General features: G+C 53.2%; 19 protein-coding genes and 2 riboswitches. Of the genes, 10 read left to right on the forward strand and 9 right to left on the reverse strand.

What is annotated here, in order from left to right:
- Window positions 1–26: 26 nt before the first annotated feature.
- The 5 genes from KI367_RS23390 to KI367_RS23410 all read right to left on the reverse strand — a co-directional run bounded on the left by KI367_RS23390 (window position 27) and on the right by KI367_RS23410 (window position 5,603).
- Window positions 27–1,133 carry an MmcQ/YjbR family DNA-binding protein gene (locus tag KI367_RS23390; RefSeq protein WP_212952361.1) on the reverse strand — a complete coding sequence of 369 codons (1,107 nt, stop codon included), beginning with the start codon at window positions 1,131–1,133 and terminating at the stop codon, window positions 27–29.
- Between the two features lie 58 nt (window positions 1,134–1,191).
- On the reverse strand, window positions 1,192–2,592 hold the full coding sequence (locus KI367_RS23395; RefSeq protein ID WP_212952362.1) for a sensor histidine kinase: 1,401 nt from the start codon (window positions 2,590–2,592) through the stop codon (window positions 1,192–1,194).
- Window positions 2,589–3,254, reverse strand: coding sequence for a response regulator transcription factor (locus KI367_RS23400; RefSeq protein WP_212952363.1), 666 nt, complete (start codon window positions 3,252–3,254; stop codon window positions 2,589–2,591). The genes KI367_RS23395 and KI367_RS23400 overlap by 4 nt, the downstream gene beginning before the upstream one ends.
- 247 nt (window positions 3,255–3,501) lie before the next feature.
- Window positions 3,502–5,181, reverse strand: a complete 1,680-nt coding sequence (argS, locus tag KI367_RS23405; RefSeq protein WP_212952364.1) for an arginine--tRNA ligase — start codon at window positions 5,179–5,181, stop codon at window positions 3,502–3,504.
- Window positions 5,178–5,603 carry a YwiB family protein gene (locus KI367_RS23410; RefSeq protein WP_212952365.1) on the reverse strand — a complete coding sequence of 142 codons (426 nt, stop codon included), beginning with the start codon at window positions 5,601–5,603 and terminating at the stop codon, window positions 5,178–5,180. Before KI367_RS23410 ends, argS begins: the two co-directional genes overlap by 4 nt.
- A gap of 288 nt (window positions 5,604–5,891) precedes the next feature.
- On the opposite strand from KI367_RS23410, the gene KI367_RS23415 reads away from it, so the two are divergent.
- The gene (locus KI367_RS23415) at window positions 5,892–6,443 is read left to right on the forward strand and encodes a GNAT family N-acetyltransferase (protein ID WP_212952381.1); all 552 of its coding nucleotides are present in this window, start codon (window positions 5,892–5,894) and stop codon (window positions 6,441–6,443) included.
- Between the two features lie 31 nt (window positions 6,444–6,474).
- Here KI367_RS23415 and KI367_RS23420 read toward each other — a convergent pair whose 3' ends face one another.
- The 3 genes from KI367_RS23420 to speE all read right to left on the reverse strand — a co-directional run bounded on the left by KI367_RS23420 (window position 6,475) and on the right by speE (window position 9,594).
- The gene (locus KI367_RS23420) at window positions 6,475–7,665 is read right to left on the reverse strand and encodes a WD40/YVTN/BNR-like repeat-containing protein (RefSeq protein ID WP_212952366.1); all 1,191 of its coding nucleotides are present in this window, start codon (window positions 7,663–7,665) and stop codon (window positions 6,475–6,477) included.
- A gap of 214 nt (window positions 7,666–7,879) precedes the next feature.
- Complete coding sequence (gene speB, locus KI367_RS23425) at window positions 7,880–8,749, reverse strand: agmatinase (protein ID WP_036714871.1); 870 nt, start codon at window positions 8,747–8,749, stop codon at window positions 7,880–7,882.
- A gap of 17 nt (window positions 8,750–8,766) precedes the next feature.
- Window positions 8,767–9,594: a polyamine aminopropyltransferase gene (speE, locus tag KI367_RS23430; RefSeq protein ID WP_036714870.1), complete on the reverse strand. Its 828-nt coding sequence runs from the start codon at window positions 9,592–9,594 to the stop codon at window positions 8,767–8,769.
- Window positions 9,595–9,921: 327 nt separating this feature from the next.
- Between speE and KI367_RS23435 the strand changes: the two genes are divergently transcribed.
- The 3 genes from KI367_RS23435 (at window position 9,922) to KI367_RS23445 (ending at window position 13,852) form a co-directional block, all read left to right on the forward strand.
- Window positions 9,922–11,973 carry a transglycosylase domain-containing protein gene (locus tag KI367_RS23435; protein ID WP_212952367.1) on the forward strand — a complete coding sequence of 684 codons (2,052 nt, stop codon included), beginning with the start codon at window positions 9,922–9,924 and terminating at the stop codon, window positions 11,971–11,973.
- A 157-nt stretch (window positions 11,974–12,130) separates the two neighbouring features.
- Window positions 12,131–13,192: an endonuclease/exonuclease/phosphatase family protein gene (locus KI367_RS23440; protein WP_212952368.1), complete on the forward strand. Its 1,062-nt coding sequence runs from the start codon at window positions 12,131–12,133 to the stop codon at window positions 13,190–13,192.
- 15 nt (window positions 13,193–13,207) lie between these two features.
- Window positions 13,208–13,852: a DNA-3-methyladenine glycosylase gene (locus KI367_RS23445; RefSeq protein ID WP_212952369.1), complete on the forward strand. Its 645-nt coding sequence runs from the start codon at window positions 13,208–13,210 to the stop codon at window positions 13,850–13,852.
- Between the two features lie 117 nt (window positions 13,853–13,969).
- Here the strand turns inward: KI367_RS23445 and KI367_RS23450 are convergent, their stop codons facing one another.
- Complete coding sequence (locus KI367_RS23450) at window positions 13,970–14,479, reverse strand: YwhD family protein (RefSeq protein WP_212952370.1); 510 nt, start codon at window positions 14,477–14,479, stop codon at window positions 13,970–13,972.
- 162 nt (window positions 14,480–14,641) lie between these two features.
- Between KI367_RS23450 and KI367_RS23455 the strand changes: the two genes are divergently transcribed.
- The 6 genes from KI367_RS23455 to KI367_RS23480 all read left to right on the forward strand — a co-directional run bounded on the left by KI367_RS23455 (window position 14,642) and on the right by KI367_RS23480 (window position 20,582).
- Complete coding sequence (locus tag KI367_RS23455) at window positions 14,642–16,633, forward strand: M1 family metallopeptidase (RefSeq protein WP_212952371.1); 1,992 nt, start codon at window positions 14,642–14,644, stop codon at window positions 16,631–16,633.
- Window positions 16,634–16,644: 11 nt separating this feature from the next.
- Window positions 16,645–17,478, forward strand: a complete 834-nt coding sequence (locus KI367_RS23460) for a hypothetical protein (RefSeq protein WP_212952372.1) — start codon at window positions 16,645–16,647, stop codon at window positions 17,476–17,478.
- A 261-nt stretch (window positions 17,479–17,739) separates the two neighbouring features.
- Window positions 17,740–17,879: riboswitch (cyclic di-AMP (ydaO/yuaA leader) on the forward strand.
- A 6-nt stretch (window positions 17,880–17,885) separates the two neighbouring features.
- Entirely contained in the window at window positions 17,886–18,350 is a 465-nt protein-coding gene (locus KI367_RS23465) for a C40 family peptidase (protein WP_212952373.1), read from the forward strand.
- Window positions 18,351–18,770: 420 nt separating this feature from the next.
- Window positions 18,771–18,909, forward strand: a riboswitch (cyclic di-AMP (ydaO/yuaA leader).
- Window positions 18,910–18,912: 3 nt separating this feature from the next.
- Window positions 18,913–19,404 carry a C40 family peptidase gene (locus tag KI367_RS23470; protein ID WP_212952374.1) on the forward strand — a complete coding sequence of 164 codons (492 nt, stop codon included), beginning with the start codon at window positions 18,913–18,915 and terminating at the stop codon, window positions 19,402–19,404.
- A 205-nt stretch (window positions 19,405–19,609) separates the two neighbouring features.
- Window positions 19,610–20,065, forward strand: coding sequence for a GNAT family N-acetyltransferase (locus tag KI367_RS23475; protein ID WP_052147348.1), 456 nt, complete (start codon window positions 19,610–19,612; stop codon window positions 20,063–20,065).
- Window positions 20,066–20,222: 157 nt separating this feature from the next.
- Window positions 20,223–20,582: a c-type cytochrome gene (locus KI367_RS23480; protein WP_036714745.1), complete on the forward strand. Its 360-nt coding sequence runs from the start codon at window positions 20,223–20,225 to the stop codon at window positions 20,580–20,582.
- The last annotated feature ends 29 nt before the right edge of the window (window positions 20,583–20,611 follow it).

Consider the following 20,611-nt stretch of genomic DNA (forward strand, 5'->3'; position numbering starts at 1 on the left):
CCTTCCTACATTTGATTCCGCCCAGATTATTTCCCCTTTGCCGCAGGTTCGTAAATCAGGCATCGCAACATTTTTTCCGGATATCGCAATTCCACGATATAGGAGCTGCCGTCCTTCATTGCGATGGAAACGGCAACAACGCCGCGCTGATCGTATACTTGATCTTGTATAATGGTTGATTTTTGAATGGGGCGCGTGTCTCCCTGTTTTTTGACGACAATGGCTTTGGCCGCTTCAATCCAGCTTGGATCTTGTCTGATCTGCTTATTCATGGCGGATGTAACCGGCGTTCTTTTATAAGCCGAATTAAAAATCGTGGTATCGATCACTGTCCCGCTCAATGCATCAATCATGACATCATACATCATAAAAGCACTTCCGTTTGCTTCCAGTGTGCGGACTTTATAAGGCTGAAAATGGACGTACCATATTCCCTTTTGTTCAGGGCCAAATTTATCAAATGCCACATTCGCTTCCATTTTGGACACATCGACACCAAACAGCTTGCTTACGCTTTCGCGGGCCATCGCCAATGCCTCTGCTTTTACTATATCTTTCGCATCTGGCTGCTGCCTTTGAAGCCTCTTGGACTGAGCAAAGACAACTCGGTAGGACCAGTCAATAGACTGCAGCAGCTCTTCGTCAGTCAGCTCTCGGTCAGGGTAAATCCAAATATCTTTCCCTATGTCAAAGTAGAAGCTCGAAACGCCTGGTTTCAGAGGCAGCTTGTTTTGGGGGCGGACGCCGTCATAGACATATCGATCTTCCAACGCTTTTCTCCGATTGACCTCTTGATCGCTCATTTTCCTACTCTCCGCTACCTCTTTGCTGTTGTCGATGTAATTGTATATTTGCTGCATCTCTTCAGCCGTCATCGTTCGTTCCAGCTCCTCTTCCACGGTCGAGACCGGAACTTTCCCTTCTACATTTAACACCGGAACCTTGCTGCTTGCCAGCGTAATTGCAACCGGCTTCTCTTGCGCTGCCGATGCTGTAAACGACTGTTGAGCAACGGGTTCGCTTTGTGTTAACGTGGCTATATTCGGGACTGCATACGCGTTGAATGCAAGCAAACCGCCGGAAACGGCGCAAAAGGCAAGTGCCGTCAAAATATTTTTTGTTTTGTTTTTCATCTGCATAACCTCCATTTATGGACCAGGCCCGGCCAATCCATACTTTAAACCAAGGATGTTATCGAGTAAGGCCTTCGTTGTTATGGAGTTGTAAAAAGATGCGGATACAGGTCCCCTCATTTTCCCGGGATTCGAGGGATAATGGCGCCTGATGCGCCTCGGCTATTTGTTTGCAGATCGATAATCCCAACCCGGCTCCCCCATGTTCCCTCGAGCGGGCCTTGTCTGCCCGGTAAAACGGCTCAAATGCCCGCAGAGCCTGACTTTCACTCATTCCCTTGCCAAAATCCTGAACTTCCAGCACCGCCGCTGAATCTTGTTTATAAGCCGACAAACGGATTTCGGAGCCTTCCGCCGACGCATGAATGGCATTGTCGATGCAATTGACCAGAAACGACGAAAGCAGGTCCGGGTCTCCCCATATGCTCTCTATGCCGTTATTCAGAACAAGCTTTACGCCGGCTTGCTCTAGATTCTCCTGTTCCATCTGCCGGACAGATTGAAACAGCTTATCCACCGATAAACGGATACGTTCTACCGACTGGTGGCGCAAAACGGACAAGTCCAACAGCTTGAAGGCCAAATTTTTCAAACGGAGCGTCTCGCTCCAGATGTGCCCGCTCGCCGTGATCCGTTCCTCCTCGCTGATATGGGCTGAATTCAAATACTGCGCAAAACCCTGCATGCTTGTCAAAGGAGTGCGCAATTCATGGGCCAGATTATCAACGATGCGCTGTTTTTCCTCCGCCATCGCAGAAAGCTCCGTGACGTGCCTCTCGACCGCTTCCGCCATCCGGTTGAAATTTTGCGCAAGTTCCCCGAACTCGTCATTCCTTTTCAATGCCACGCGTTCGTTATAATTCCCGCCGGCGATCGTTTGGGTCGTCTTGGACAGCTGCCGTAAAGGTCTGGTTAATTGGCGGATCAGAACATATAACAAGAAGGCAAGAATCGGGCCGGCAATGACATTGACGTAAACAAAATAACGGTTCAATTCCTTTTGGCTGGTATACAGTTCTTCGATATTCCGTTTATACACCAGCTTCAATTCTTGATACGGAGCGGGCAGCTCGCCCGAGGTTACCATTTCATGAACCTTTTGTTCTTCCGTATGTGTTTGTCCCGAACCTTGCTGCCTCCCGGCAGCTACATCGCCATCATACACAAGCCGATCCCGATCCCATAATTGCAGGAAAATATTTTGCTTCTGATAATATTCCGCATAGGAACGAGCCACGTCGAATAATACGTCCTCTTTCACGGTCATGCCCCTCGACTTGATCGAGTTTAAATTGTCATAGATGTTGTTGGCGATGAATGCCTGCTCATTGGAAGATCTCTGCATCTCCCTATCCATGTTAAGCTTCCAGCTTTTATGCATCATCATAATCACGCTGGCATCAAGGGCAACGATAAACAAAATCAGCACGACCAACAGCGTCTTCTGCCAAAATCTCATGGTTCACCCGGCATTTCCAGACGGTATCCAAGCTTGAAAACGGTCTTGATCCGCTCTTCCCATCCCAACTTTTTGCGCAGCTGCCGGATATGAACATCAACCGTTCGGGTTTCTCCCTCATAATCATATCCCCAGGCCAGCTCCAGCAGTTTTTCCCGGGATAGGGCAATATTTCGGTTTTGAAGCAATACGTCAAGCAGTTCAAACTCCCTTACGGTCAATTCAACGGCACAGCCCAGTTTGTACACCTGCCGCTCCAATGGCCGGATCTCGACATCATCGATGATAATTGCCGTTTGCTCCTTGGTGCTCCGGCGCAGCACTACATGGATCCGGGCCAGCAACTCCAAAATTTCAAAGGGTTTGATGATATAATCATCCGCGCCCAGTTCAAAACCGGCGATGCGGTCAGCCAAAGAGTCTTTAGCCGTAATAAATATAACCGGAATATTCAGGTTCCGAATTTGCCTCATCAGCGAAAAGCCGTCCAATCCAGGCAGCATCACGTCCAATAAAATCAGATCGATCTTCTCCCGTTCCAAAATAGCCGGCACTTCCATTCCGCTGAAAGCCTTAAAAAATCGATGCCCGACGAGCTTTAAATTCATCGTTATCAAGTCATTGATCGGTTTTTCATCTTCCACTACCAATATAGTCGCCACGTTCCAATCCCCTTCTCCCCATGTTTTTCGAACGCATTCAGACGGGCGTATTTGGTCGTTATTCTACAATAAAGGTTTTTTTCCTCTATATTTCTACCAAGCGGATGCCTTAGTTCGCGAAAATAAAAAAATCCCCTTTGCCGCGGGCACCCGATGTCGCAAAACATTCCTGGGCCCGCGGCTGGGGGCTTTTTGTATAGCTGATAACTTCCTTACCGGAAGATCGGTTGATCCTCCCGCAAGCTCCTTACATTTGTTCCGGCGCGCTTACGCCGACCAGCTTCAGCACGTTGGCAATGACCGTGCGGACGGCTCCCAGCAGGGCGAATCGAGCCTGCGTCTGGGCGGCGTCTTCGGTAATGACGCGCTGCGCTCTGTAATAGCTGTGGAACAGGGACGCAAGATCATACACGTAGCGGATCATGCGGTGCGGCGCATAGTTCGCCGCGGCGACGGCAATCTCCTCGGGGAGCTCGCCGATTTTGCGGAGCAAATCATATTCATGCTCGGTATTCAACAGGCTGAGATCCACTTCGGCAAGCGGCAGCAGCGTAATCCCCTGCTCCTCTGCCTGGCGGTAGATGCTGCAGATCCGGGCATGGGCGTATTGCACGTAAAACACCGGATTTTCATTGGACGTCGAAATCGCCAGATCCATGTCAAAATCCAGATGGGAGTCCATGCTGCGCATCGTGAAGAAGTAACGGATGGCATCGACGCCGACTTCTTCCATCAGGTCCTCCATCGTCACCGCTTTGCCCGTCCGTTTGGACATTTTCACTTTTTCCCCGTTTTGGAACAAGCTGACCATTTGGGCGATCAATACCGTCAGCCGTTCCGGATCGTAACCGATCGCTTCCATCGCCGCCTTCATCCGCGGAATATATCCGTGATGGTCGGCTCCCCAAATGTTGATCAGGCGGTCGTACCCGCGCTCGAATTTGTTGCGGTGATAAGCGATGTCCGGCGTCAAATAGGTGTAGGTGCCGTCATTTTTCACCAATACGCGATCCTTGTCGTCGCCGTAATCGGTCGTGCGGAGCCAAGTCGCCCCGTCCTGTTCGTACACCTGTCCCTTGGCTTTCAATTCGTTCAGGGATTCCTCGACCAACCCTTTTTCGTAAAGGGAGGTTTCGCTGAACCATTCGTCGAAATGCACCCGGAACCGGTTCAGGTCGCGTTTGATTTTGTTCAATTCCTTTTCGAGCCCGTATTTGCGGAAATACGCCGCGCGTTCTCCCGGGTCCATGGAGAGCAGGGAATCGCCTTTCTCGGCGACGAGTTCCTTGGCGAAACCTTTGATGTCTTCCCCATGGTAACCGTCCTCCGGCATCTCGGCGTCTTGGCCAAGCTCCTGCAGGTAGCGGGCTTCGATCGATTTGGACAGGTTCTCCACCTGGTTGCCCGCGTCGTTGATGTAATATTCGCGGGTCACTTCATAGCCGGCAAAATCAAGCACGTTGCACAGGGCATCACCGACGGCCGCGCCCCGCGCATGCCCCAAATGCAGGCTTCCGGTCGGATTGGCGCTGACGAACTCCACCTGGATTTTCTGGCCTTGTCCCAGCGCGATCCGGCCGTAATTTTCCCCTTGCTCATGAACCTGCTGGATCACCGGGTACAGGTAACTTTTGTTCAGCGTGAAGTTGATGAAGCCCGGTCCGGCGATGTCGGCTTTTTCAATGGAAGCTTTGTTCATGTCAAAATGCTCCAGGATCGCCTCGGCGATCTGGCGCGGGTTCTTTTTCGCGATCCGGGTCAGCTGCATCGCGGCATTCGTTGCCAAATCCCCGTGCGATTTGTCCTTCGGTACCTCGAGCGTAAACGCGGGCAGTTCCTCGCGGGTTGCGATGCCAGCCGCTACGACGGCCTCGGCGAGCGCTTCGGTCACCAGCTGGTTGATATGTTCTAATGGATTGGTTGTCATTGCGTGTCCTCCTGTATATGCAAACTAATATCAAAATGTCCCGTACATTCCTCATGCACGTACAAATCGTACGTCCAGGAAACCGTTCCCGAAAACCCGCGATCCCACCGGATCTCAAGCAAGTTTGTCCGTGTCGAAAGATTGAACGAGGTATACGGAGACCTATAAAAACCGGGCATCGCGGCGCCTTCCTGAAACGTTTGCTCCGATTCCACCGCGCCGTGCCGGATCATTTTTATGCTGTCCCGGGCAATTTTCAGGAGGGTCCTCGTCTTCCGTCCCTTCAAATCGGCCTCCGGCTCCTCATATTTAAGATAGAGCGCCCCGCCGCGTTCAAACACTTCGGCCACCGCCTCTTGCACCACGAGGTCCCCGTCCTGCTTGCTCTGCAGGCGAATGCGCGCTCTTTTCGCTTCTTGCATCACGTTACGGCTCCATTCTGTTTCTTTCTATTGTAATACTATATCCAGTTCAGGGGCTCAATTCAACAGGCAGAAGCAATTGCAGACGACTTAACCGCGCCCGGCTTCCCTTCGTTATTATACAGCTTTCACGCCTTCCGTTCTTTCTATTCTTTCGCGTTTTTGGTTCCGAGGGAAGTTGGAAGATTGATATGAAAAGGAAACCGCATGGGCTGCGGCGAAATCATGGAGGAAAGGAATTTGAAGGTTTTGACGGCAAAACCGCTGATGAGGAGGCAAGCTTTGACGATATACGAAAACGATAACTTGCGGATCCGGCCTGTGACGGAAAGGGATCTGCCGCGGCTATGGGAGCTTTCGGCCAAAGAGGAAGCCCCCGAATGGAAAAAGTGGGATGCCCCTTATTACGAGCATACCGCCATGTCTTTCGAAAAATACGCAGCCAACAAGGACAATCTCGTCCATCGGGACGACTTCTGGGCGATCGAAGTCAACGGCGAACTGATCGGAACGGTCAGTTATTATTGGGAGCACAAGCCCTCCTACTGGCTGGAAATGGGGATCGTCATCTACCATCCCGACTATTGGAGCGGGGGTTACGGCACAAGGGCGCTTGCGTTGTGGATCAACAAATTGTTCGGCTCCCTGCCGCTGGTCCGCGTTGGCTTCACCACCTGGTCGGGCAACCACCGGATGATCCGGGTCGGCGAAAAACTCGGGTTTACGATGGAAGCCAGGCTGCGGAAATGCAGGCTCTACAACGGCGTTTTTTACGATTCGATCCGGATGGGCATGCTCCGCGAGGAATGGGAAGAACGGCAGGGAAAATACAAAGGATAGGCCGCTGTCGGACCTATCCTTTCATCGTTTTTTACGGCTGCAGCGCTTCTCGAAACGCAAACTTGCGGCTCCAGGTCGCCCCTCCGTCCTGCGTGGAATAAATCGAGGCTTTCGTTGCGCTGGTGACCGCCATCCAGCCTGTTTTGGCGTTGACGAAAGAAATCCGTGCATCAAATCCGTTCACGGACGGTTTGATGTTTTTCCACGTGTTCCCGCCGTCATACGTAACGCCGATCGAGACCATGCCGCCGGCCGGGGACCCGCCCGCAAGAATCGCGGTTTCTTTGCCGTAAAGCTGCATATTGCCCGGATGCCCGCCAGGCTGGGCAGGACCGCTCGAAACGGTGGCCTTCCCGCTTCCCGGTGCAGGGCCGCCGCCGGCCGTATCCTGAGCGATCACCCGCTTCCAGTGCGATCCTTGATCCGTCCTGCCGTATAGGGAATACGAGACTTGGGACATCCCGGAATCCCCATATAGGATCGCCCATACTTGATTATCCTTGCTGTAGATTTGGCCCCCTGCCGTGGACGCGGCTTTTACCTTCAGCTTCGCGGCCCAGCTGCGGCCCCCGTCCCGGGTTTGGTAAATGCGGTAACCCTGTCCGGGTTCGACCGTAAGCGCATAGCCGGTTTTTGTATCGTTAAAAACGGAATAACGCGTATTTGCCGGCGTCGGGACCTTCACCCATCCGTTGCCGCCGTTATCCGTCCGATACGCGCCTGTGGCCGTATAACCGAATCCCGTCTTGGCGCTCAGGAATTGAATCCGTTCAAAATGAAGCTTGCCCGTATATACGCCCTTCCAATGGCTGCCTCCATCGGCCGTTCGAAGCAAAACGGGCGCTGGATTCGACGGCAGCGAAGCTAAAGCCCAGCCGTGAACGTTATCCGTAAAATCGATCTGCCCAAACTGCCACGGCCCTTCGTAAACGGTCTGCCAGTGGCATCCGGCATCCGACGTGCCCAGGATAAAACCGGTGCCGGCCGCTCTTCCCGTGCTCCGGCTGAGGAACTGGATATCCGTAAAATGCAGCGGCTCCCGGCCCGCCTCCGAATGCTTCTTCTGCAGGTCCTGCAATAGGCCATGATCCCCGCTGCCGCATGACGCCGCTGTCGGCGGGGCGGCCGCCGCGGCGCCCGGGGATAAGCCCAAGCCTAACGGCAGCAGCAGGCATGCCGCGGCAGCAGCCAAAGCGCGCCCCATCCATGGTTTCCATCTCATGCACAACACCTCCGTATACGTTGAACTTACCCGTTAACGACCCGATTTACACGTCAGCCGCAACATTTTCCGGTTTTCCGTCCCTAAGAGCCCAAAAGAAAAAAAGCATCTCCTTCAGTTCAGCCTGGGTCAACCTTATGCGTTAAGGTTCCCGGCATCCTTCAGAAGATGCTTTGCATGCAGATGATGGACGAAATCCAATGAAATGGATGCGTTATTTCACAAAGCCAAGCAGCATTTCGCGAATAAGCTTGGCAGCCACGATTTGCGTCTGTTCGGAATGGTCATAGATCGGCGCCACTTCGACCAGATCGCAGCCGACCACGTTCACGTCGGACCGGGCGATGAGATGGACAGCCTCCAGAAGCTCTTTGGAGGTGATGCCCCCTGCTTCCGCGGTACCCGTGCCTGGAGCCGCGGACGGATCCAGCACGTCGATGTCGATCGTCACGTACACCGGACGTTTGCCCATTTGAGGCAGCGCTTCTTTCAGCGGAGCGGCTACGTCAAACGGGTAGAAGTTGATGTTTTCGCGGCCGAATTTGAATTCCTCGCGCGATCCGGAGCGGATGCCGAATTGGTAAATGTTTTTGCCGCCCATCAGGGCAGCGGCCTTGCGGACCGGCGTGGAATGCGAAAGCGGCTCGCCTTCGTATTGCTCGCGCAGGTCGGCATGCGCGTCGATATGGATCAGGATCAGATCCGGATACTTCGCGTACATTTGCTCAATCACCGGCCAGGTGACGAGATGCTCGCCGCCGAGTCCGATCGGGAATTTGCCGTCATCCAGCAGCTTGCCCACGTAATCGCGGATGATGTCCAAGCTGCGCGATGCATTGCCGAAAGGCAGGAGCAAGTCGCCCGCATCGAAATAGGTCATGTCTTCGATGCTTTTGTCCAAATAAGGACTGTACTCCTCGAGGCCCACGGATGCCTGGCGGATATGGGCAGGGCCGAAACGCGAGCCCGGGCGGAAGCTGACCGTGTAATCCATCGGCATGCCGTAAATGACGGCCTTGGAATTTTCGTAATCGTCGGAACTGAGAATAAACACGTTGCCTGAGTATGCCTGATCAAGTTTCATCGTGCTAAGGTGCCTCCTTATTTCGTCAAGTCCTCCACGAATTTAGGCAGCACGAAAGCCGCTTTATGAAGACGTGGGGTGTAATATTTGGTGTCCATTTCCGGAATGTCCGCTTCGTTCACTTCGAGCGGATCGTACTTTTTGCTGCCCATCGTAAAGGTCCACAGGCCGCTTGGGTACGTCGGGATGTTGGCCCCGTATACGCGCACGATCGGGAAAATTTCCTTGACGTCGCGGTTGACCTTTTGGATCAGGTCGGCTTTGAACCAAGGATTGTCCGTTTGCGCCACGAACATGCCGTCGTCCTTCAACGCCTCGTAGATGCCCTGGTAGAAACCGCGCTCGAACAGCGGCGCTGCCGGTCCGACGGGTTCCGTGGAATCGACCATGATGACGTCGTATTCGTTTTTGTGCTCATGAATATGCATGAAACCGTCGTTCACGTGCACTTCGACCCGGGGGTCGTCCAGCTTGCCGGCGATGGAAGGGAGGTATTTTTTCGAATATTCGATCACTTTGCCGTCAATGTCGACGAGTACCGCCTTTTCCACTTCCGGGTGTTTGATGATTTCGCGGATCACGCCGCCGTCGCCGCCGCCGACCACCAGCACGTGTTTCGGATTCGGGTGCGTGTTCAGTACGGGATGGGCCACCATTTCATGGTAGACGAACTCGTCTTTTTCCGTTGTCATCACCATGCCGTCAAGCAAAAGCATATTTCCAAACTCTTCAGTCTCGACCATGGCCAGATCCTGAAAGTCGGTTTTTTCGTTAACATACGTTTGTTTGATTTTAGCTGTAATCCCAAAAGCGGGGGTTTGCTTTTCCGTAAACCACAATTCCATCGACAACTACCTTCTTTCCGCTAGAATATAGGGGACTTCGCTTCGGTTGATCCCTCGTCCGGAGCTTTCCGGTCAGGCTGAATCCCCGCTTTATTTATTGTACCAAACTATGGATGCGCAAACACATCTTTTGAATTATACGCGATGGGAGAAATGACTGTAAAGATACAGTTTTTCACACCTTTTCGGCCTGTCCGGCCCCCAGGAATGTACCCGTCATCCCCGGTTCATCTTGTCCTTTTTCCGGCCTGTTTATGAAAGGAAAATGAATATCCCTGCCCCTCCTTTCCCATAATGAATGTATATAACTGGAAGGGAAGAAACGCCATGCCGCAGCACCATCACTCCAAGCCCAGACGCAAAAGCCGGTTTGCCGCGTTGATCAAGCTGATGCTGGCCATAACTCTGGCCGTTCTCCTTGCCGTAGGCATCTTGCTTGGGTTTTTGTATCATAAAAGCCTTCCCGTCGCCGACACCGACCGCAATTCCCGCCTCCTGGACAGCCAGGGCAATATTTTGGCCACCTTTTCGGCGAGCGGCCGGAGCTATGAACCCGTCCCGCTCGAGCGGATATCCCCGCTCCTTGTGAAAGCGACGCTGGCCGTTGAGGACCGGAAATTTTTCGACCATATCGGGTTCGACGTCAAAGGCATGGGCCGGGCCATGCTTGTCAATTTGAAAGAGATGCAGCGGGCCCAAGGAGCGAGCACGCTGACGCAGCAGCTTGCCCGCAACCTGTATCTGTCCCATGCCAAAACGTGGACCCGAAAAATAAAAGAAGCGATGTATACCGCGCAGCTGGAGATGAAATACAGCAAAAACGAAATTCTGCAAATGTATTTAAATGAAATTTATTACGGCCATGGCGCATACGGCATCGAAGCCGCTTCGCAGATGTATTTCGGCAAGCCGGCCGCCGAACTCGACCTGGCCGAAAGCGCGATGCTCGCCGGCATTCCGAAAGGTCCGACCTACTATTCGCCTTTTAAGCATATGGACCATGCCAAAATGCGGCAAAAGATCGTGCTCGGGACGATGGTGGAAACCGGCCAGATTACGCGGCAGGAAGCCGAAGAGGCCGCCGCCGAGAAGCTTCATTTGAAGCCTCAGGGGCAGCAGCAGGCCCGGGTGTCCGCCCCCTTTTTCCGGGATTATATCCGGAACCTCGTCACCAGCCAGCTGGGCATCAGCGAGGAGCAGCTGGACCATGGCGGCCTGAACATCTATACGACGCTGGATCCCCATGCGCAAGCGGCAGCCGAAGAGGCGGTGGCCCGGGGCATGGATCCAAACAGCGAGCTGGAAACGGCACTCGTAGCCATCGATCCGCGCACAGGTTACGTCAAGGCGATGGTCGGAGGAAAAAACTATAAAACAAGCCAGTTTAACCATGCACTCTCCAAAACGCGCCAGCCGGGCTCATCCTTTAAACCGATCATGTATCTGACGGCGCTGTCTTCGAAAACGATGACCGGCCTGAGCACGTTTAAAAGCGAGCCGACCCTGTTCCGCTACGACAACAACCGGAAGACCTACCGGCCGAGCAACTTCGGGGAAAAGTATTTGGGCGAAATCGACATGCAGCAGGCGATCGCCGCCTCGGACAATATTTATGCCGTCAATACGCTCCTGAAGGTCGGCGCGGACAACGTCATCGATATGGCGAAAAGGCTGGGCATCGTCAGCCCGTTGAAGCCGGTTCCTTCGCTGGCGCTCGGGACTTCGCCCATCAGTCCGTTCGAGATGGCCTCCGCTTTCGCCGTCATCGGCAACGGCGGCAAACGGATGCCGCCCGTCGCCGTGCTGAAAATTACGGATGCGGCCGGGGAAGTGCTGTATCAAGCCCCCGAAAACGCAGGCGAACAGGTGGTGGAGCCAGCGGCTGCTTACGTTTTAACCCATCTGATGGAGAGCGTGTTCGAATCCGGGGGAACGGGAAGCCGCGTCTCCTCCCTGATCAAACGTCCGGTCGCCGGCAAAACGGGCACGACCGATACCGACGCCTGGATGGTCGGCTATACGCCGGAGCTGGCCACGGCCGTCTGGGTAGGTTATGACAAGGGACGAACCATTACCACGCTGGACGGCCACCGCGCAGCGCCGATATTTGCCCGGTTTACGGAAAAAGCGCTCGAAAGCGTGCCTCCGAAAATATTCAGCATTCCAAGCGGCGTCGTTACCGTATACGTCGACCGGGAAACGGGAAAGCTGGCCACCGCCGATTGCCCGGACAAAAAGCTGGAGGTATTCGTTGCGGGTACCGAGCCGACCGAATACTGCGCCGCGCACGGCGGAGATCCCGAACAGCCCGCCGCCAAAGGCGGCACGCCGGAAAAACGTTCCTGGTGGAAAACCATTAAACGCTGGCTGACGGATTGACAATGACGATAAAGGCCTCCTCTCCCGGTCGAAAGCAGTCCCGGAGAGGCGGGCCTTTTCTTCTGGATTCCCCAAGCTTCCGCATGATACAGTAGGACTGCATGGAAGAAATTTGCTCGGGAATTTCGAATAGTCTGATATATGAAGGAGTCAATAGATGGTTAGAAAAGTGTCGTGGGCATTCGGTGGCGCCGCGATTGCGCTCTTTTTGTTCGCCGGCGTTTTTTTGCTGTACGTGACCGTGACGGACTACAGGCCGCGGGAAACCGAGCCGATCGTTATGGAAGGCAACCCGGATCGTGTGATGAAAGCCGGAGACGCTTTTACCGTCACGACCTTTAATATCGGTTACGGCGGGCTGGATCGGGATCAGGATTTCTTCATGGATGGCGGGACGGGATCGCGTTCAAGCAGCAAAAGGCAAACGGAGTTGAACTTGAGGGGCATCGGAACATTTTTAAGCGGTCTGCGTTCCGATATTATTTTTATTCAGGAAGTGGATATCGACTCTACCCGCAGCTACCGTATTAACGAGGTAGATTCCTTGAAGGTTTTTCTGCCGGGATACGGCTTCTCCTATGCCGACAATTACAAAATGCCTTGGGTTCCCGTTCCCGTCCTGCACCCGATGGGCCACGTCCGGGGCGGAATGCTGACGCTCTCCAAATTCAACAGCAGCGGCGCCGTGCGGTACCAACTGCCCGGAGAAGAAAAATGGCCCCGGCAGCAATTCGATCTGGACCGCGCCTTCATCGAAAACCGGATTCCCGTAAAAAACGGCAAAGAGCTTGTTCTGGTCAATCTTCATCTGTCCGCGTTCGATAAGGGCGGAAGCATCCGCAAACAGCAGCTTCATTATTTGAAGGCTTATATCCAGAAGGAAACGGCATTGGGAAATTATCTGATCGTTGGAGGCGACTGGAACCATTCGCTGCCCGGAACCGATCCGAAAGCCTTCAAAACGACCCAGGATTGGCCCGAGTGGCTTCAGCCGTTCCCGGAAGATTTCAAGCCGGAAGGATTCCAGTGGGCCGTGGACAACAAGGTCCCGTCGGTGCGGACGGTCGACCTTCCCTTTAAGGAAGGCCTGAATTTCCGTGCGGTCATCGACGGCTTTCTGGTGTCCCCGAACATCGAGATCCTTCATGTGGAGGGCCATGACCTCAAACATGAACACAGCGACCATAACCCGGTGAAGGCCGAGTTTGTTTTAAAATAAGGAGGGAGGCTTGCCATGCGGGAACCGAAACTGATCTCCCCTTCGCTGCTGGCGCGGACGGCGCTAGCAGCGGCCCCGCTCCTGCTCGGCCAAACGCTGGTGCGGGTTACGGAGGAGGGCGAAATCCGCTGCCGCATCGTCGAGACGGAAAGCTACGGCGGAGCGGAAGACCGGGGCAGCCATGCGTTCGGCAACCGCCGCACCAACCGGACGGAGGTCATGTTCGCGGCCGGCGGGATCGCCTATGTCTATTTGATATACGGCATGTATTCCTGCCTCAATGTCGTCGTCGGGGAGATGGATGACCCGCAAGCGGTATTGATACGCGCGGTAGAGCCGCTGAGCGAAAGCGATCAAGAGCTGATGCTTCGACACCGCGGCCGGTTCTCCGGAAAAGCGGCCAATCTCAGCAATGGGCCCGGCAAGCTGTGCCGCGCGCTGCGGATCGACAGGAGCCTGAACGGATACCCGCTGGTACGAGCAGGCGGCGTTCTGCGATTGGAGTCCGGAGATGCGGCAGATGAACTTCCGATCGTCCAGTGCCCGAGGATCAACATCGATTACGCCGGGGAATATGCGCTTAAGCCTTGGCGTTTTTACATCGACGGGAATCCGTACGTATCCGTGAAAGACAAGCATCCCATGCCTTGGAGAGGGTGATGAGGTATTGTCGTGCGGTTTGAAAAAAAAGCAAAAAGGGTCTGCCAGCTGCTTGTTGTTCAACAAGCGCCGGCAGACCCTTTTATTTGATTGCGGCAGTAAACGGGATAGCCGCGATTAAACGTCAAGCGCCTGCTTCAGCTCTTCCGGCGATCTGTCCCACCATTCCTCGTTATGGGAGACCAGCAGATCCTTCAGCAGCTTCTTCTCTTCCGCGCCCAGTTCGTCCAGCATGAATTTGCGTTTCAACGCGGCATCCATGCGATTGACGTGATCGGCAAGAATTTTCCAGCCTCTGCGCGCTTCCTCGTCGATCCACATTTCGCTGGCCGTCGCGCCCGCATAATATTGCCCCGACTCGTCGCGGTCGACCGCCACCCAAACGATCCACACCTGGCGTCCATTCGGCACGTCTTCACGGTTGGTCGAAAAGCGGATGCGGCGTTCCGGTTTGCTCTTCGCATGCATGGCGCCGATATCGATCGTAGCCGTGCCGCGGTCAATGATGACCGGGGAAATGTTGTTGAGGTCGATGGAGCCTGCGCCAAAACCGATTTTATGCTTGCTTTTGCCGCTGACGATGTTCAGGGCAATCTGCTTCTTGCCTACTTGCTCCTTGTTTTCCACGTTTCGTGTTCCTCCTATTGAAAACGCGCTGTCCCGGTTTCAGGGCAGGCGTCCTGCTTTGTATGCCTCTTGGTCAAGCAACTTAATTTTATTTTAACTAATAATCGCTGGAAAGCCAACATATACATGCTTTAGATGCTTGTCAACGGGAGGTATTCGTATATGGCTCCAGCACGCGCCAAAATCGTTATTTCATCGTTCATTGCCCTCTGTCTATTGCTTGCGGGAACAGGGGCGCTCCTTCTTCGGGATGCACCGGAATCGCAGCCTTCCTACGCTCCGGATCAGGCCAAGCCTCCCAAGGCGTCCACGCCGATCGCCCAGCAGGAAAGCGTACAGAAGCCGACGGCTGAAATCCTCAGCGATCGGGTCGTGGAATACCATATCGATACGACGCTTAATGCCGAAAACCGCATCATCAAGGGAACCGAGACGCTGACCTGGATCCACCCCGGCAAAAAGACGGTGAACGAGCTGTACTTCCATTTGTACCCGAACGCCTTCTCTTCGATGGACTCCACGTTTATGAAAGAATCCGGGGGAAAGCTCCGGAATGACACGATGCCTGCGGACGGCTTCGGTTCAATGAGCATCACCGAGATGAAAACCGCCGATGGCCTTTCGCTGATGCACCGCATGCAATACGTTCAGCCCGATGACGGCAACGTCAAGGACAAGACCCTCGTGAAGGTCCGGCTTCCGAAACCGGTCAAGGGCGGCGAAAGCATTACGATCCGCATGCGTTTTGAGGTCAAGCTTCCCAAAATATTCGCCCGGATGGGCACCGCGGACGATGATTTCGTCATGGCCGGGCAATGGTTCCCGAAAATCAGCGTCTATGAGCCCGAGGGGACAAGAGGTCGCAAGGCGGAAGGATGGAACCTGCATCAATATCACGGCAATTCCGAATTCTACTCCGACTTCGGCATCTACAGCGTCCGCATTCACGTGCCGGACGACTATATCGTCGCCGCCACCGGCTTTCCCGTGCAACCCGCGCAGATCCGGGGGAAAGAAAAAATTTATCAGTTTTATGCCGACGATGTCCATGATTTTGCCTGGGCCGCGTCGCCGAATTTTATCGTCGCCGAAGAGCCGTTCTCGTCTCCCGAGGTCCCGGGCGTGCGCATCAAGCTGTATTTGGACCCCGCCCATAAAGACTTGAAACAAAGATACTTTTTTGCCGCCAAAGCCGCGCTCAAATATTTCAGCAAATGGTACGGCCGGTATCCGTACTCCACCCTGTCGATCGTCGTGCCGCCGGAATCGGGGAACGGGGCCGGAGGCATGGAGTATCCGACGCTGATCACCGCCTTCGGGGCCAAAGACGACTCTCCCGGCTACGACCTGGAACGGACGGTCATCCACGAAATCGGGCATCAGTATTTTTACGGCATGCTTGCGAGCAACGAGTTCGAAGAAGCTTGGCTGGACGAAGGATTCACCTCCTATGCCGAAGATAAGCTGATGGAGCAGGAATACGGCGTCATTCCGAATTTGCCTATCCAGTCATCCCTGATCGCGTCCCCGATGTCGCTGACGCAGGAAGCATGGAAATACGGCTCGCAGGATCAATATGCCCTGAACGTCTATTACCGCGGCAAACTCCTGCTAAAGGCGATGGAACAGCAAGTCGGGAAGCAAACGATGAACAAAATTCTAGGCACCTACGCAAAAAAATACCGTTTCAAACATCCGACGACGGCAGACTTCCAAAAGGTGGTCGAGCAGGTTACCCGGCAATCCTGGCAGTCCTTTTTCGATCAATACGTTTACGGAAACCAAATGGCCGACTTCGCGGTCGATTCCATCTCCGTCCGCAAGAAGGATGCGGCTTCCGGCCCCGTCTACGAGTCGATTGTAAAAATCTCGAAAAAAGGCGGAGATTTTCCCCAAGTCCCGGTACGCTTCACCTTCACGGACGGGCATACGCTGAACAAAGTCTGGAACGGCTCGGCGGAAAGCGCCGAATTCAAGCTGGAGTATAAGGCACCGCTCGCCTGGGCGATGGTCGATCCGGAATACACGATCGTGATCGAGAACAGGCATTTCAACAATTACCTGAAAGCGGATATGGACAAGAAGGTTCTGGTCCGCTGGAACGTAAGCATCACCAAGCTGATCGAGACGCTGCTTGGAAGTCTGTCCTGGTGAGGTGAGAACCGGTGAAATCCCATATTGCGCATGGCTGGAAAAGTCTTAAAAATCAATTTTATATCGTCATCATTCTCTTTTTGTACCAGCTGATTTGGGGCTACTTTCTGTACAGGCTGGTCCATTCGGCCGTCACTCCGCTGCTGATGCGTTATCCGGACCCCGAGCCCAATGAACTCAGCCAGCTGCTTTATTACATCGAAGGCAAAATGAGCCTTTCCGACAGCGGCACGGTGCATATGTACATTTGGATTCTTCTTTCGATGTTTGCCCTGCGCATGCTGCTGACCCCTTTTATCCATGCCGGAATTTTTTACGGGCTGCACCGTGAACGCGAGGGCGAAGTCGGGCTGTTTTTCTTCCAAGGCATGAAGCGCCACGGAAAAACCGTCCTTCTGTTTCACTTGATCGAATGGGTTCTGCTCGCGGCCCCGGCCTACTGGGTCATACCTAAGGTATATGCGGCGCTTCTGGACGGGATGCCGCTGCAATCCATGGGCCTGTCCGTTCTTCCCTGGATTTTGGGATGGTTCCTGTACGGATATATCGTGCACCAACTGATTCTTTTCATGCAGTTCGGCAAGACCGGCGGCGGCGGCTTGTTGCCTCCCTTGTGGCACTGCCTGCGCGGCGCGTTCCCGCTCATCGGCGTTTCGCTGATACTCGGCTCGCTCAGCCTGCTTTTGTTCAGCCTCTGTACGGGAGTTTCCTTGATGTGGGCAGGGATCATCGCGCTCATCCTCCAGCAGGGCTACCACCTCGTCAGCTGCATCATGAGATTATGGGGCATTTCGGCCAAGTTTGACCTGTGGTACGCCCAAGCGCATCGGGGCGCGGAAAAATAAATGATCAAAAAGTTAATTTTTTGTCATCACTTCAACCCCCTGATATAAGAAACCCCCCCCCTTTCAAAACAAAAAGGGCGGGGTTTTTGTCGTTTTTAGATGCCGAAACGATTTGCCAAAGTCGTCATCCTCTGTTAAAATAATCCGAGTAAGCAGTTAGTAACAACTTTGTCATTTTTACTGTAACTTTTTCATATTGTGCTGTAACGATATTTTCAACGACAGATACCAATCAATCGTCATTATCAGTCACTTTCAGGTGCTTGATCAGGGCCGAATTCCTTGGCACCGGGAAGCGGGGGAACCACTTTGGGTGAATTGATCTCGCAGCATAGGGATCATAGGGGACGACCTTCAACCGAATCCTTAAGCTAACCTCGCAGGCAACATGGAAGGGGTTTATGTTTTTGAAAAAGAAGTTAACAGCCGCTGCGCTTGGTTTGACGCTTATGTTCTCCATGGGAACCAGCGTATTCGCGCAATCTTCTCTGAGTCATGTCGTGAACAGCACCATCGGCGTTTCCTACAAAACCGGAGGAACGACGACCAAAGGATTTGATTGCTCCGGGTTTACGCGTTATGTATTCCAGAAATTAGGCATTTCCATTCCGCGCCAATCCAGCGCACAATTCAAAATCGGCACTGCCGTCTCCAAAAGCAATTTGCGTGCCGGAGATCTGGTATTCTTCAATACGAGCGGCGCGGGCGTATCCCATGTCGGAATCTACGTCGGAAACGGAAACTTTGCCCATTCGTCTTCTTCGAAGGGCGTGACCATCAGCAAGCTCAGCAACAGTTATTTCGCCAATCGCTACATTGGCGCCAAACGTGTCATGAGTACCGCTAAATACAAAGCGGCCGTCTACAACTAGAAACTCACCCATAAACATACGAAAAACTTATGATGCCCGCGCGGAGATTTTTGCCGAAATCCCTCGCGGGTTTCCTGTTACTTATTAGACGTTTGAAAACCTAAAAAAGTAACAACTTTCAAAAAAATTTTTTTTCGAATCTTCAAATACTCCGCTCATCCACGTGCCTTCAACCATGATTTACCCTTCCTTTCCGTTAATTAAACCAATTTCCTAAGTGAAAAAACGCTTATAATGGTCCTTCTTAGGAGCCAATTTGGCAAAAATCCCGAAATTATGGTGATTTTTTTGAGTTTTAGGCATAGAAACAATTGCCAAAACGTCATTCCTTTGTTACAATAATCCCAGCGTTAGTAACAACTTTGTAATCTTTGTCGAGCCGTTGCCTGTAAACAGGCGGCTCCTGAAGTATATAGTGTAAAAAGACATATGCCGAATTTCCTCACACTAGGGAAGCGGGGGAACCATTTACGGGTGAATTGATCTTGCAACAGAGGGATCATAGGGGACCTTCTACCGAATCCTTAAGCTAACCTCGCAGGCACCGGAAGGAGTATTAATTTTGAAAAAGAAGCTAGCAGCAGCAGTCATGAGTTTTGCCATCGTATTTACCGCTGGAGCCGGAAGCGCTTTCGCGGATTCGAAAATGGACAAAGTCATCGATGATGTGCTCGGAACGAAATACAGATCCGGGGGAACGACAACCAACGGGTTCGACTGCTCCGGATTTACGATGTACGTATTTAAGCATCTCGGCATCAACCTGCCTCACCAGTCCGGTTCGCAGTTTACGATGGGCACTTCCGTTTCCCGCAGCGATTTGAGAGCAGGAGACCTCGTATTTTTTAATACATCCGGTTCCGGCGTTTCCCATGTCGGCATTTACGTCGGCGACGGTAAATTCGCACATGCTTCGACATCCCGCGGCGTTGTCGTCAGTTCGCTTAGCGACAGCTATTACGTCAACCGCTACGTTGGCGCGAAACGTATTATGAGCACGGATACATATCAAGCCTCTGCCGTCGATTCCGCAGACAATGATGACGTTGAATAACATTTTTGCCTGATCCGCACGGTTTGTACGACAGCCCGTACCGAGATTTTTGCCGAATCTCCGTACGGGATTTTTTGCGCTTGCCCGCGCCTGATCCCCGAGGAATAGATTTTACGGAATCATCAAATGCTACTTAGCAGCGGACGTCTCTTACGAAAGGAGGCTTCTTGTGAACGTTTCGAAGGACTCTTACACCGTTACGCCCATGACGCGGGAGCAGGCCGAGGCCTGCTGCGGCTGGATGTACGCCCCCCCTTACGACCGCATCTACGGCTGGCTTCCCTGGGAGCAGATGGAGGCCCTCGGCATCGAGCTTGGTGATCCGGATCTGCGGAGGCAGCAATACGTTTCGGTGCTGGATGGAGACGGGCAGCTATGCGGGTTCGCGCAGCTGTTTCCGATGGTCAACGTCGTGCGCCTCGGTTTAGGCATGCGGCCGGATTTATGCGGCCAGGGACGGGGTCCGGGCTTTATCCAGGCGATCGTGGAGACGGCCAAAACCCGCTTTCCCGGACAGGAGATCGATCTGGAGGTACAGGATTGGAATTTGCGGGCGATACGCGCTTACGTCAAGGCAGGATTCGAGATCACCGATACGTACGAAAAACAGACGCCTGAAGGCGTAGAGCGCTTTTACTGCATGGTCTATCAAGGGCTTTAAAAAACGTCAATGAAAAATGGTACGAAATTGTGTACGTTTAGTGGATTTAAACTGGCTTTCGTTTGCTTTTTTGTCACAAACTATTTGATGTACCGGCTTGTTCCGTTATAATGAAGAAATGAGAGAACTGCAGTTTACATAGAAAGGACGAAAACGGATGCAAAAATGGATCATGAGCGGTTTGATAACGATTGCATGCGTAATGGCCGTTGTGCTTATGTTTACGCTGCCGGGTAAAGAGCAGGTAGCCGAAGAAGAAAAACCGACCATGCCTGAAGTGACCATGGACGCTGCAGCGGCCGAAGCCGTTGTGAAAGCCCAGGGCTGCATCAGCTGCCACGGCGACCAGCTGCAAGGCGGCGTGGGACCGAACCTGCAAAAAATCGGCTCCCAGATGTCTGCTGAAGAACTTTATACGATCATTACCAAGGGCAGAGGCGGCATGCCTTCCTTCAAAGACAAACTCCAAAAAGAGGAGATTGCCAACGTAGCCCAGTGGCTTGCAGCCAAAAAGTAATGGCCGTTTTCCTTGAAGGAATAAAAACA

Origin of the sequence: Paenibacillus cookii, assembly GCF_018333375.1 — a bacterium.
Taxonomy (GTDB): domain Bacteria; phylum Bacillota; class Bacilli; order Paenibacillales; family Paenibacillaceae; genus Paenibacillus_AQ; species Paenibacillus_AQ cookii.

What these genes read in the sequence shown, in the direction of transcription:
- KI367_RS23390 (WP_212952361.1), bottom strand. Translation starts at nt 1,133, where the DNA reads ATGAAAAACAAAACAAAAAATATTTTGACGGCACTTGCCTTTTGCGCC.
- KI367_RS23395 (WP_212952362.1), bottom strand. Translation starts at nt 2,592, where the DNA reads ATGAGATTTTGGCAGAAGACGCTGTTGGTCGTGCTGATTTTGTTTATC.
- argS (WP_212952364.1), bottom strand. Translation starts at nt 5,181, where the DNA reads ATGACAACCAATCCATTAGAACATATCAACCAGCTGGTGACCGAAGCG.
- KI367_RS23410 (WP_212952365.1), bottom strand. Translation starts at nt 5,603, where the DNA reads ATGCAAGAAGCGAAAAGAGCGCGCATTCGCCTGCAGAGCAAGCAGGAC.
- KI367_RS23420 (WP_212952366.1), bottom strand. Translation starts at nt 7,665, where the DNA reads ATGAGATGGAAACCATGGATGGGGCGCGCTTTGGCTGCTGCCGCGGCA.
- speB (WP_036714871.1), bottom strand. Translation starts at nt 8,749, where the DNA reads ATGAAACTTGATCAGGCATACTCAGGCAACGTGTTTATTCTCAGTTCC.
- speE (WP_036714870.1), bottom strand. Translation starts at nt 9,594, where the DNA reads ATGGAATTGTGGTTTACGGAAAAGCAAACCCCCGCTTTTGGGATTACA.
- KI367_RS23435 (WP_212952367.1), top strand. Translation starts at nt 9,922, where the DNA reads ATGCCGCAGCACCATCACTCCAAGCCCAGACGCAAAAGCCGGTTTGCC.
- KI367_RS23440 (WP_212952368.1), top strand. Translation starts at nt 12,131, where the DNA reads ATGGTTAGAAAAGTGTCGTGGGCATTCGGTGGCGCCGCGATTGCGCTC.
- KI367_RS23445 (WP_212952369.1), top strand. Translation starts at nt 13,208, where the DNA reads ATGCGGGAACCGAAACTGATCTCCCCTTCGCTGCTGGCGCGGACGGCG.
- KI367_RS23455 (WP_212952371.1), top strand. Translation starts at nt 14,642, where the DNA reads ATGGCTCCAGCACGCGCCAAAATCGTTATTTCATCGTTCATTGCCCTC.
- KI367_RS23475 (WP_052147348.1), top strand. Translation starts at nt 19,610, where the DNA reads ATGACGCGGGAGCAGGCCGAGGCCTGCTGCGGCTGGATGTACGCCCCC.
- KI367_RS23480 (WP_036714745.1), top strand. Translation starts at nt 20,223, where the DNA reads ATGCAAAAATGGATCATGAGCGGTTTGATAACGATTGCATGCGTAATG.